The organism is Porphyromonas gulae, from assembly GCF_000765945.1.
Taxonomy (GTDB): Bacteria; Bacteroidota; Bacteroidia; order Bacteroidales; family Porphyromonadaceae; genus Porphyromonas; species Porphyromonas gulae.
The window spans coordinates 19,495-31,903 of record NZ_JRAT01000026.1; the positions used below are offsets into that span (position 1 = coordinate 19,495).

13 protein-coding genes are annotated in these 12,409 nt (G+C 51.3%); 5 read left to right on the plus strand and 8 right to left on the minus strand.

Annotated elements, in window-relative coordinates; genetic code table 11:
• Nucleotides 1–37: 37 nt before the first annotated feature.
• From kbl to HQ49_RS12830, 7 genes are all read right to left on the minus strand, one after another.
• Entirely contained in the window at nt 38–1,228 is a 1,191-nt protein-coding gene (kbl, locus tag HQ49_RS09310; protein ID WP_018965410.1) for a glycine C-acetyltransferase, read from the minus strand.
• A gap of 82 nt (nt 1,229–1,310) precedes the next feature.
• Nucleotides 1,311–1,736 (minus strand): DUF5606 family protein, encoded by a 426-nt coding sequence (locus HQ49_RS09315; protein ID WP_018965411.1) that lies wholly within the window; start codon nt 1,734–1,736, stop codon nt 1,311–1,313.
• Nucleotides 1,737–1,843: 107 nt separating this feature from the next.
• A complete protein-coding gene (gene coaE / locus HQ49_RS09320) occupies nt 1,844–2,452 on the minus strand; it encodes a dephospho-CoA kinase (protein ID WP_039419655.1) in 609 nt (202 codons plus the stop codon).
• Between the two features lie 6 nt (nt 2,453–2,458).
• The gene (locus HQ49_RS09325; protein ID WP_039419656.1) at nt 2,459–3,466 is read right to left on the minus strand and encodes a CdaR family protein; all 1,008 of its coding nucleotides are present in this window, start codon (nt 3,464–3,466) and stop codon (nt 2,459–2,461) included.
• Between the two features lie 133 nt (nt 3,467–3,599).
• A complete protein-coding gene (yajC, locus tag HQ49_RS09330) occupies nt 3,600–3,938 on the minus strand; it encodes a preprotein translocase subunit YajC (RefSeq protein ID WP_018965414.1) in 339 nt (112 codons plus the stop codon).
• 82 nt (nt 3,939–4,020) lie between these two features.
• Nucleotides 4,021–4,533, minus strand: coding sequence for a methylated-DNA--[protein]-cysteine S-methyltransferase (locus tag HQ49_RS09335; protein WP_039419657.1), 513 nt, complete (start codon nt 4,531–4,533; stop codon nt 4,021–4,023).
• A 54-nt stretch (nt 4,534–4,587) separates the two neighbouring features.
• Nucleotides 4,588–4,764, minus strand: a complete 177-nt coding sequence (locus HQ49_RS12830) for a DUF1661 domain-containing protein (RefSeq protein WP_394331913.1) — start codon at nt 4,762–4,764, stop codon at nt 4,588–4,590.
• On the opposite strand from HQ49_RS12830, the gene HQ49_RS12835 reads away from it, so the two are divergent.
• The 5 genes from HQ49_RS12835 to HQ49_RS09355 all read left to right on the plus strand — a co-directional run bounded on the left by HQ49_RS12835 (nt 4,751) and on the right by HQ49_RS09355 (nt 11,189).
• Nucleotides 4,751–4,795 carry a DUF1661 domain-containing protein gene (locus HQ49_RS12835; RefSeq protein WP_394331914.1) on the plus strand — a complete coding sequence of 15 codons (45 nt, stop codon included), beginning with the start codon at nt 4,751–4,753 and terminating at the stop codon, nt 4,793–4,795. The two genes, HQ49_RS12830 and HQ49_RS12835, sit on opposite strands and share 14 nt — an antisense overlap.
• 237 nt (nt 4,796–5,032) lie before the next feature.
• Nucleotides 5,033–6,064, plus strand: a complete 1,032-nt coding sequence (gene ruvB, locus HQ49_RS09340) for a Holliday junction branch migration DNA helicase RuvB (protein ID WP_018965416.1) — start codon at nt 5,033–5,035, stop codon at nt 6,062–6,064.
• 22 nt (nt 6,065–6,086) lie between these two features.
• A complete protein-coding gene (locus HQ49_RS09345; protein ID WP_018965417.1) occupies nt 6,087–7,592 on the plus strand; it encodes a lipopolysaccharide biosynthesis protein in 1,506 nt (501 codons plus the stop codon).
• Between the two features lie 21 nt (nt 7,593–7,613).
• Nucleotides 7,614–9,035 carry a DUF389 domain-containing protein gene (locus HQ49_RS09350; RefSeq protein WP_018965418.1) on the plus strand — a complete coding sequence of 474 codons (1,422 nt, stop codon included), beginning with the start codon at nt 7,614–7,616 and terminating at the stop codon, nt 9,033–9,035.
• A gap of 21 nt (nt 9,036–9,056) precedes the next feature.
• Nucleotides 9,057–11,189 carry a S46 family peptidase gene (locus HQ49_RS09355; protein ID WP_039419674.1) on the plus strand — a complete coding sequence of 711 codons (2,133 nt, stop codon included), beginning with the start codon at nt 9,057–9,059 and terminating at the stop codon, nt 11,187–11,189.
• A 98-nt stretch (nt 11,190–11,287) separates the two neighbouring features.
• Here HQ49_RS09355 and HQ49_RS09360 read toward each other — a convergent pair whose 3' ends face one another.
• The gene (locus HQ49_RS09360; RefSeq protein ID WP_026292271.1) at nt 11,288–12,403 is read right to left on the minus strand and encodes a TlpA disulfide reductase family protein; all 1,116 of its coding nucleotides are present in this window, start codon (nt 12,401–12,403) and stop codon (nt 11,288–11,290) included.
• Nucleotides 12,404–12,409: the final 6 nt, after the last annotated feature.

Sequence of the window (12,409 nt, forward strand, 5' to 3'; positions counted from 1 at the left end):
GCAGCCCCTTCATTATCGGTATATCGGATGTCTGTCGTTATTTAATAACGCCTAATTCGCGACCAACTTTGATGAAGGCGTCGATAGCCTTGTCCAGATGTTGGCGTTCGTGGCCGGCAGACAGCTGTACTCGGATGCGAGCCTGTCCTTTGGGAACGACGGGGTAGTAGAATCCCGTAACGTAGATACCTTCTTCGAGCAAACGAGCCGCATAGTCCTGAGACAGTTTGGCATCGTACAGCATGACAGCACAGATGGCACTTTGGGTCGGCTTGATGTCGAAACCGGCTGCCAGCATTCTGTCGCGGAAGTAGTTCACGTTCTCCATCAGCTTGGTATGGAGGTCATTGCTCTCTTTCAGTATCTTGAAGACCTCGAGACCGGCACCTACCACACTAGGAGGAATAGAGTTGCTGAAGAGGTAGGGACGTGAACGCTGACGCAGCATGGCGATCACTTCTTTCGGGCCGGTCGTAAAGCCGCCGATGGCACCGCCGAAAGCCTTGCCCAGAGTCCCGGTATGGATGTCGATACGTCCGTAGCAATTGAACTGCTCAGCTACGCCACGTCCGGTAGCACCCACTACGCCGGCAGAGTGGCATTCGTCCACCATCACCATGGCATCGTATTTCTCTGCCAAATCGCATATCTTATCCATGGGAGCCACATTGCCATCCATGGAGAATACGCCATCCGTTACGATGATGCGATGGCGTTGGGCTTGTGCTTCTTTCAGGACGCGCTCGAGGTCTTCCATGTTGGCATTCTCGTAGCGGTAACGCTTGGCTTTGCAGAGTCGAACGCCGTCGATGATGGAGGCATGGTTGAGAGCATCGCTGATGATGGCATCTTCTTCTCCGAAGAGCGGTTCGAATACGCCGCCATTGGCATCGAAGCATGCTGCATAGAGGATGGTATCTTCGGTGTGGAAGTATTCGGCAATGGCTTTTTCCAATTCTTTGTGGATGTCCTGCGTCCCGCATATGAAGCGTACGGAACTCATCCCGAATCCACGCTCATCCATCGCATCCTTGGCGGCTTGTATCAGCCGAGGGTGATCGGACAGACCGAGATAGTTGTTGGCACAAAAGTTCAATACCTCTTGCCCTTCGTTTACGCGGATGTCAGCACGTTGGGGGGTGATGATGATCCGTTCTTTCTTGTACAGCCCGGCTTCTTCGATACTCTTGAGTTCGGCAGCCAAGTAGTCTTTCATTCCTTTGTACATAGCACTGGAGTTTTTTAGGTGTTTTTGGTTTGTTGTATCAGTATCGGTCTTTAACGATGCAGAGGCCGAAGTATGCTATTCTTTATTCCGTCGTCTCTTCTTCCGCCGGTTTCTCTTCCGATAGGAAAGTGGTAAAACCGTTGTCCACCAGGAGGTTGTACCAAGAGATAATCTTGCGTATATCGCTCGGATATACTCTGTCGACGTCGTATTCGGGCAGTACCTCCCCGAAGAAAGCACGTAGTGAGTCGTTGTCCTTCGTGAGAGCAGGAGCATCGAGCTGTTTGCCTTCGTACTTCCGGTATATCGCTTCCATAACCTCCGGTAGAGGGACATCGTCTTCGATGGTGTAAATGGAAATATCGCCAAGGGAGACTACTCGGTCCGATGGGTATGTGGGGGTTCTACGTTTCGTGTCGAGGGCTTCGACTATGAGCGTATTCTTTCCGCGCGATACGAGACGAAACAATCCGGATTTGCCGGATATGGAAAGGATGGGTTGCAACATATTTTTCTGTTATTGATATTGTATTTCTGTTATTGACTGTTTGCAAAAGTAAGTATTTCGTTCCTGTCCGAGGGGCAGGAGAGCAGGGAAGCACCTGCCTTATTCCCCTAAAGCCGATCGGGCGGATTCGGTCTCTTTGTTCGGACTGTCTCTATAATTCTGACGACTTGAGGGATGAGCAGATAGGGTGGCGCATTGAACACCGTGTGGTCAGCTCCGGCCTTGGCCAATGACTGCTCTCTTCCTTGGCTGAGCATACGCTGCCTCACGGTTTCTGCCGGTGAGCCGTCGCGAGCCATCGCTCGCTCTTGCCTTATCTTTTCGGGAGCATCGACCCGAATCACCGTATCGCACAGAGAGTCGAATCCCGAGCTGAAAAGAATGGCACTCTCGACGGCGCAGAGATCCGACTCGCACTCCGAACGCCATTGGCAGAAGTCTTTTTTGACTTCCGGATGTATGATGCCGTTTACTCGTTCGAGGAGGTCGCCGGAGGAGAAGATGGCCGCAGCCAACCTGTCTCGCCTGAGCATGCCGTTCTCGTACAGATCGCTGCCTATGAGGTCGGTCAGTGCCTGTCGGATGACGGGGCTGTGATCATTGAGCCATTTGGCTCTGCTGTCAGAGTCGTATACGGGGATACCGAGGGTATGCAGGATACGACTGACGACAGACTTCCCGCTTCCTATTCCGCCGGTGATCCCAATGGTAATCATTACTGCTTACTGAATGCGTTCGATGATGAATTGGACGTGCGAAGGCGTGATCTTATAGTGCTTGAGCCAGTCCGGTTTCATGATCAGCTCCACGGGCAGAGAAGAATCGCTCCGGAGCGAATCCGGAGAGGACGGATAGAAAACGGCTGTTTGCAGATCAGCTTCCGATACTTCTTTGTAGCGCGATGTGGGGAGTGTGAGCAGTATCGACACTTTGCCGGGCAGAGGACGAAGAAGGAAGCCATCGGGTACGTTCTTCGTGATGATGGGAAGCTCGAAGGTCTGTTCCGTCAGCTGCTCTACACGCACTTGCATCCTGATATTTGTCGGATCGATAACGATGTCGTCGATCGGGTCGATCGCTATATCCCCGGAGAAATCGTTCTCCAGTCCGTCGATAGAAAACTCCTCCGTATTCACGGATCCGATGCCCGCCAACGCTTCCGCACTTCCATATACGGTCACTTCGCTCGGAGAGAGGACGGGATCGAAGGCGTAGAATCCTTCTTTGGGGACGATCTGTCCGTTTATGACTACGGGTACGGTTTTCTTTTTGCGAGTGTAGAATGTCGCTTTGATGTCTTCGGGCGAGATGGCTGCAATGGTCGTGGAGGTTTCCAGTTGTTTTTGGAGCAGTTCGACCAGATCCCGTTTGTTCAGTCGCATGCTCTTTTTCTTGTGTAGCTGCGCTTTGGATGGGGAGATATTGATCGGAGAGAAGCCCTCCAGCTTATAGGTCAGAAGTACGATACCCTGATCTTTCAGCATAATATCCAAGCGGTCGGGCAGCCTGCCTGAAACTCCTATGTCCGGCGGCAGCTCGGAATAGGAGATGGGAATAGAAAACGAAGCCGTGTAAACGTCCTGCAAGCTCTGCATGAACCAAAAAACGGCAGAGAGAACCACAAAAGCGAAAAAGACAAGGACATTCCTCCCACGGCGTGAACGGGGAGCGGATGCCTTGTCTATACTTTTCCCCTTTTTCCGATCGGCATTGAGGAGATTGAGCTTCATTCCCTTTAGCGGATTTGGTGGAGAACGATGAGGAACTGAAAGAAGGGGTAGGTGCCTTATGCCAAGTGTTACCGGACGTAGTACCCGTCTCCGTCTCTGTCAGTTCCTCCGATAGATTGCCCTTGTGCAGCTCTTAGTCTTTCTTGTTGGCCATGTCTGTTTCCGCTTCGCGAGCAGATACATATACAGACCCTTTATCGATGCGGATGTTCACTCCATTGGCTATTTCGACCAAGAAATCCTTTTCGCGAACCTCGCGTATGGTACCGTGTATACCGCCTGCGGTGATTATTTTGTCTCCTTTAGCGAGGGCTTCACGCTGACGCTGAAGCTCTTTCTGACGTTTTTGTTGAGGTCTGATCATGAAGAAGTAAAAGATTACTACCATGAGCACGAGCACCAGAATCATCTGGCTTGAGCCTCCGAACAGGCCTCCGGTTTGGGGTGCGGCCTGAAGAAAGATGAAATCCATATTCTACTTTGTTTTTATATAACTGGTTTTATGCTTGCAAATATACTCAAATATAAATAGCCCTCGAGAGGCTTTCGTGGCTTTAGACCAGCGGACTCATTTCATGACGAAGCAGGAATTCTTTTTTGTCCAATCCCCCACCGTAACCTGTCAGGGTATTGTCGCTCCCTATTACCCGATGGCACGGCACGAGGATGGATATGGGATTGGCTCCGTTGGCACGGGCTACAGCCCTCACGGCTTTGGGGTTTCCTATTCGTCGTGCAAGAGTGGCGTATGAGATCGTGGTGCCGTAGGGAATGTTCAGCAGCTCGCCCCATACCGTTTGCTGAAACTCCGTCCCTGCCATAAGCAGAGGGACGTCGAAGGTCTCTCTCGCGTGGGAGAAGTATTCGTCCAGTTGGGCGATCGTCTCTTTCAAGACGGGCGACAGTGCGATCTCGTATGAGGAACACAGTCTTTTTTGCAGGCCCTTGTCGATAAGCTCCCTGCGCTCCTTATGTGCCCAGTCGCACATGCAAAGCTGTTGTCCGTAGGAGCCGAGGATGAGATCGCCGCATGGCGATTGGTAGTGCTGAATGCGGATTGTTTCCATATCGTATTTTGTCGTTGGAGGGGTGGTGTCGAAGATGAAAAATGGCTGTGAGGCTCATTTGCCCCTTTGCCCCCCGTTTCCTGCCAAAGGTACGAAAAGAATAAAGGGTGTGACGTGTGGCCGGAATGAATTCTCGATCCGAAAAATGCTCGATTGTGGTTCGTGTTTTGCTGAAAATACGCGCGTAAATTTTTTCGTTTTGGCGCGAGACGTAAAAATTTTACGAACCAAAACGAAAAAGTTTACGCGCCACGTTTTTTGACCCGAAGAACGACAATTTTTTGGGACGTAAAAGACTCCGGAGATAGCCCATGCCTTTCGGAGCCTTAACATTCCCGACAGGGCAAAAACAGCGTACTTGCATGGAAGAAGCGGTCTGCCGTGCGGTATCGTGTGGCACGTTTGGCGAAAGCTCTTTCTCGAGCATCGTTTTTTTCGCAGGCTTTTGACTATAGTAATTAAGGAACAACGGGCTCTATTGCTTACCTTTGCAGGACGAATGACAGAAGAATTTGACATTAGACAGGAGCGTTACCGCGGCAACGACGGCGAACGGGAAGTCGAAAACAAGCTACGCCCCCTGACGTTCGATAGCTTTAGCGGTCAGGACAAGGTGGTGGAAAATCTGAGCATCTTCGTCGCTGCAGCTCGTTTGCGCGGCGAGGCCTTGGATCATACGCTGCTGCATGGCCCTCCGGGTCTGGGTAAGACCACGCTGTCGAATATCATAGCCAATGAGCTTGGCGTGGGGCTTAAGATCACTTCCGGTCCCGTCCTCGACAAGCCGGGTGATCTGGCCGGACTCCTCACCTCGTTGGAATCCAACGATGTACTCTTCATAGACGAAATACACCGGCTGAGTCCTGTGGTGGAAGAATACCTCTACTCGGCCATGGAGGACTACCGTATAGATATAATGCTGGACAAGGGACCCAGCGCGCGCTCCATTCAGATCAATCTCTCCCCCTTCACCCTTGTGGGAGCCACTACGCGCAGCGGTTTGCTGACGGCACCCCTTCGCGCCCGTTTCGGGATCAATCTCCATCTGGAGTACTACGATATGCATACGATTACCGGTATCGTGGAGCGGAGTGCACGCATTCTGGAGGTGTCCTGTTCGCACGATGCAGCCATCGAGATAGCCGGACGAAGTCGTGGTACGCCTCGTATAGCCAATGCCTTGCTGCGGCGTGTGAGGGACTTCGCACAGGTCAAGGGATCCGGTGCCATAGACAAACCGATAGCCTGCTATGCTCTCGAAGCCCTGAATATCGACCGTTACGGGCTGGACAATGTGGATCACAAGCTCCTCGCCACCATCATAGACAAGTTTGCCGGCGGCCCTGTCGGATTGAGTACCATTGCCACGGCTTTGGGGGAAGACCCCGGTACGATAGAGGAGGTCTATGAGCCATTCCTGATCAAGGAGGGATTCCTCAAGCGGACACCTCGAGGAAGAGAAGTGACGGAGCTGGCTTATACGCACTTGGGGCGTAACCCTCATCCGCACCGGCCATCCCTCTTCGACTGACGACTTTCTAATCTGCTGATATATGGCATCCGGAATACGAGGTTTGATGAAAGATACGGCCGTTTACGGCCTGAGTACCATTCTGGTACGTCTGCTCAACTGGTTGATGACCATCGTCTATGTACGTGCTCTACCGGGTACGGCCGACTTCGGCAATATGACCAATCTCTACGCTTGGACGGCACTGGCCATGATCGTCCTGACTTATGGGATGGAGACGGGTTTCTTCCGCTTCATCAATAAGGCCGAACGCCCGAACGAAGTCTATTCCACCACGTTGTGGTCTTTGGGGGCTACATCCACCTTCTTCCTTTGTGCAGGTCTGCTTTTTCTCCGACCACTCAGTGGGAGTATGGGCTATGCCGATCATCCGGAGTACGTGGGGCTGTTGCTCGCTATCGTGGCGATGGATGCTTTCATGGCCATTCCATTGGCCTATCTCCGCTATGCGAACCGGCCGTGGCGATTTATGTTCGTTCGGCTGACATTCATCCTGCTGACCATCGTCCTTACGATCTTCCTCCTCTTCCTGTGTCCGCGTATCTATGCCGTGCATCCGGAGTGGATCGATAGCTTCTACCGCCCTAACTACGAATTGGGGTACGTGTTCGTCATCAACTTCATTTGTAACCTCGTGCAGATGGCCATGCTATTCCCCCATTGGCGGCATGCAGGCCGTGCATTTCGTCCGGATATTCTGCGCAAGATGCTGGCCTATTCTTTTCCGATTCTGTTGTTGGGTTTGGCCGGCAGTTTCAACAATCAGGCCGATAAGATTCTCTTCCCCATGCTTTTCGACGATCCGGCAGAAGGGAAAGCACAGCTCGGTATCTATGGCGCCTGCTACAAGCTGGCCATCATCATGGTGATGTTCACCCAGGCCTTTCGCTATGCTTACGATCCTTTCGTCTTCGCCAAGACCAAAGGTGGCGAGGAAGAAGGAAAGGAGGCCTATGCTACGGCGATGAAGTACTTCGTTATCTTCGTTTGTTTCATCTATCTGGGGGTGATGGCCTATATGGACATCCTCAAGCACTTCGTCAGTCCGCCTTACTACGCAGGGCTCAAGGTCGTTCCGCTTGTGATGCTCGGGCAGTTGATGTTCGGCATTTACTTCAATCTCTCGCTTTGGTACAAGGTCACAGATCGGACGATATGGGGTGCGATCTTTTCTCTGATCGGCTGCGTCACTACAGTGCTGATCATCGTCTTCGGTGCGCGTACCTACGGCTTTATGGCTTGTGCATGGGCTTCGGTGATCAGCAATGGTCTGATCATGCTGCTTTCTTATTTTACGGGGAGGCACTATTTCCCCGTTCCCTATCGTCTCGGAAATGCTTCGTTCTATGCTGCTCTGACGGCTTTGCTCGTGGGTGGAACATATTGTGTGGCCTATCTGTTTCCGCAGTATACAACCCTTCGATTGGGTGTCAATACTTTGTTTGTCTTATTATTCGTCGTCATAGCTTTCAGGAAAGATCTGAGTGGGATAGCAGTCCCCATACTCAATAGAATACGAAAAAGATAACCCCCTAATCTATATTTACTTATGGACAATAATCCCGGTACTACTCCTACCCCGACTCCAACTCCTACTCCGACACCGTCGGATATCAAACGGAACTTTGTGGAGTATATCAAGTCGATCCTCGATCTCCGGCAAGAGAAAGAGAACGACTATCAGACGATCGATCTCATCAAGGCGGATGTCGATTTCCGTGGGACGAAGCTCTGGATTCTTATCTTCGCCATCTTCATCGCTTCTCTCGGGCTTAACGTCAATTCGACCGCCGTTATCATCGGTGCCATGTTGATCTCCCCGCTTATGGGCCCTATCATCGGATTCGGCTTGGGTCTGGGGATTTTGGATTTCGAACTTGTCAAGCGTTCACTCCGCAACCTGGGACTGGCCACGCTTTTCAGTATTCTCACGGCTACACTGTTTTTCTTTATCTCCCCTGTCGGACAGGAACAGAGCGAACTTTTGGCACGTACACAGCCTACTCTGTACGATGTGCTGATCGCGTTCTTCGGCGGTGCTGCGGGGATTGTCGCCGGCAGTACCAAAAGCAAGGGCAATGTAATACCCGGTGTGGCCATTGCGACAGCCCTTATGCCTCCTCTCTGTACTGCTGGTTTCGGCCTTGGTACGGGTCAGTTCGCATACTTCTTCGGGGCTTTCTATCTCTTCATCATCAATTCCGTATTTATCGCTCTGGCTACCTTTCTTGCGGTACGTTTGCTCAAGTTTCCGCGCAAAGTATTCCTCAATAAGCAGCGAGAGCAAAAGGTTCGCCGCATTATCACGATCATTGCCATTTGTACCATTGCTCCGAGTATCTACCTGAGTATACAGCTCTTCAGCAACAACTTGCTCAAAGAGAATGCACACAAATACGTGCGCGAGGTGATCGGCAGTATCCCCAATACGCAGGTCATACGCGACCAGCTACTGGAAGAGAACGACCAGAAACATATTGAAGTGGTATTGATAGGCGCTACGGTCTCTCCTGCTCAGATAGACAGTGCCAAGACGAAACTCACCGCATACGGGTTGTCCGGCGTGGGGCTGAATATCAAGCAAGGCTTCGGCTACGAACAGGAGGAGACGGACGTGAACGAACTCAAGAACGTCCTGCTGAAAGACCTCTACGACAATAGCGAGAAGATTATTCGAAACCAGCAGCGGCAGATCGATTCGCTCCGAAATGTATTAAACTTCTACAACCGTTTCTCCTCAATGGAGAGTGAGATAGCTCAGGAGCTGCAAGTGATTTTCCCCTCTATCAACTCGGCCATGTTGGTTCCTTCGGCCGGAGTGGCACAGGGTAGGGACTCCGTATTGCTTGTCGTGGTGCGTCCGAAAGACCGAATAAGCCAGTCGGAAATAAACAAGCTGAGTACATGGATGGCTACGCGTACCAAGACCAAGAAGGTACGACTTATCATAGATAATAATAATCATAGGTAACAACCATAAACAGTAATGCAAATGAAATTAAAAAGTATTCTTCTCGGAGCAGCCCTGCTGTTGGGTGCTTCAGGGGTAGCCAAGGCCGACAAAGGCATGTGGCTCCTCAACGAACTCAATCAGGAGAATTTGGATCGGATGCGTGAGCTCGGCTTTACGCTTCCGTTGGATTCGCTCTACAGTTTCGACAAGCCATCCATTGCCAATGCCGTGGTTATCTTCGGTGGCGGATGTACCGGTATTACAGTGTCCGATCAGGGTCTGATCTTCACCAATCACCACTGCGGATATGGAGCTATCCAGAGCCAGAGTACGGTGGATCATGATTATCTGCGCGATGGTTTTGTTTCTCGCACGATGGGTGAGGAGCTTCCGATTCCGGGTCTTTCCGTGAAGTATCTGCGCAAGATCGTGAAGGTAACGGACAAGGTAGAAGGACAGCTCAAGGGTATCACCGACGAGATGGAGCGTCTGCGCAAGGCTCAGGAGGTATGCCAAGAGTTGGCCAAAAATGAAAATGCAGGTAAGAACCAACTCTGCATCGTAGAGCCTTTCTACTCCAACAACGAATACTTCCTCATCGTCTACGATGTATTCAAGGACGTCCGTATGGTATTTGCTCCTCCCAGCTCCGTAGGTAAGTTCGGAGGCGATACGGACAACTGGATGTGGCCGCGTCACACGGGCGACTTCAGCGTATTCCGCGTATATGCCGGTGCCGACAACGGTCCGGCCGAATACAGCAAGGACAACAAACCCTATAAACCCGTTTACTTCGCTGCCGTATCTATGCAGGGTTACAAAGCCAATGACTATGCCATGACCATCGGCTTTCCGGGCAGTACGGATCGCTACCTCACTTCTTGGGGGGTAGAGGATCGTATCGAGAATGAGAACAATCCCCGTATCGAAGTTCGCGGTATCAAGCAAGGTATCTGGAAGGAAGCCATGAGTGCAGATCAGGCTACTCGTATCAAATATGCCAGCAAGTATGCTCAGAGTGCTAACTACTGGAAGAACTCTATCGGTATGAACCGCGGTCTCGCTCGTCTCGACGTGATAGGTCGCAAGCGTGCCGAGGAGAGAGCATTTGCCGACTGGATTAGGAAGAGTGGCAAGAGTGCAGTCTATGGCGATGTGCTGCCTTCTCTCGAAAAGGCTTATAAAGAAGGGGCCAAAGCCAACCGCGAGATGACGTATCTGCGCGAGACGCTCTTCGGTGGTGCCGAAGTGGTTCGTCTGGCACAGTTTGTCAGTGCATTGGCTTCCAATCCCGATGCTCATGCCGGCATTCTCAAATCGCTCGACGGTATGTACAAGGACTATCTGCCCTCACTCGATCGCAAGGTGCTGCCAGCCATGCTCGACATCGTACGCCAGCGCATCCCTGCCGACAAGCTCCCCGACATATTCAAGAATGTGATTGACAAGAAATTCAAGGGTGATACAAAGAAGTATGCGGACTTCATCTTTGAAAAGAGTATAGTTCCTTATAGCGACAAGTTCCATGCCATGCTCAAATCCATGGACAAGGAAAAGTTTGCCAAGGCTATCGAGAAAGACCCTGCCGTAGAACTTTCCAAGAGTGTGGTCGCAGCTGCTCGTGCCATTCAGACCGATGCAATGGCCAATACCTATGCCATTGAGAAGGGCAAGCGTCTTTTCTTTGCCGGTTTGCGTGAGATGTACCCTGGACGTGCCTTGCCGAGCGATGCCAACTTCACCATGCGTATGAGCTACGGCTCCGTCAAAGGATATGAGCCGCAGGACGGTGCTTGGTACAACTACTATACGACCGATAAGGGCGTATTGGAAAAGCAGGATCCTAAGAGCGACGAATTTGCCGTACAGGAGAATATCCTCGATCTCTTCCGCACCAAGAACTATGGCCGCTATGCCGAGAACGGTCAGCTCCATATCGCTTTCCTCTCGAACAACGACATCACGGGCGGTAACTCCGGTAGCCCCGTATTCGATAAGAACGGTCGTCTGATCGGTCTTGCTTTCGATGGCAACTGGGAAGCTATGAGTGGTGACATCGAGTTCGAACCCGATCTGCAGCGTACGATCAGCGTAGACATCCGTTACGTCCTCTTCATGATCGACAAATGGGGTCAGTGTCCCCGTCTCATCCAAGAGCTGAAGCTGATCTGATCCGATCCATCCTATACAACAAAAAGGGCTGTGCCATTCGGCACAGCCCTTTTTGTTTGTTTTTGATTCCTCGAATAGAGGGAAGATAGGAGTTTCGCTTATTTGAGGATTTCGGAGAGCTTGTTCGTCAGCTCTTCGCCGTGGAGGTTTCGAGCGATGATGGTACCGTCATTGTCGATCAGCAGGGTAAAGGGGATGGAATGGATGCCGTATTGCATGGCTGCCACGCTTGCCCAGCCTTTGAGGTCGGACATTTGCGGCCACGTGATGCCGAGTCTTGCGATGGCTTTCTTCCATGCTTCCGGATTTTCATCGAGCGAAACCCCTACGATCTCAAGTTTTCCCTTGTAGTCGGCATAGACCTTGATCAGATCGGGCATAGCTTGGCGGCAAGGGCCGCACCAGCTGGCCCAGAAATCGACGAGGACAATCTTACCCTTGCCCACGTAGTCGGATAGCTTGACAGTTTTGCCTTCGGGAGTCTGCATCGCGAAGTCGGTGAAAAGGGTGTTTATATCCGTTTTCTCTTGGGATTCCATTTGCTTTTGCATACCCATCAGAACCGGGTCGTTGAGGTATTTTGAGGGGATTTGTCGGAACAATGCCTGATTTTCGGCCAGGCTGTTCTCGAAGTATTGTTCTTTGAAGAGGAAGATGCCTACAGGATTGGCGATGTTTTTCTTCACGGCCTCTTTCAGTGTAATGGCGTATTCCCTTTCAGCCTGATCCATTCTCGTCTCGGCTTCTTCTTCGGTGAGAGTGGAGTCCCTATCTATTTCGTTCATTTTGTGCAGCAATTCGGCCACTTTGCTTCGTATCTCCTGATAGATGTCGTTGGTCGGGGTACCGGTGACGGATTCGCTTTCGTTCTCCATTTTTACCTCTATGCGTCCGTTTTCGAGGAAGAAGGGGATGCTGAATGCTTCGGAGGCGGTCACACAAGAAAGATAACGGGAGACGATAGAGTCCTGTCTGCCTTCGAAGGTAAACGTGCCATTGCGGATAATGGCAGAATCGAGGCGAATGACTTCCATGTTTTCGATAGATTCGAGGAATACGGTATCGCCCTCGGCGGCATACTCCACGGTGCCGACGATCTTGTATCCGGATTTTCCTTTGTCGGAGCATGAGGCGGATAGCAGAGTGATAGCCGTAGCCGCTATTGCTATATAAGTCAGCTTCATCGTAGTTGCGAGAAGATTTGTTCGTTTCATTGGGTT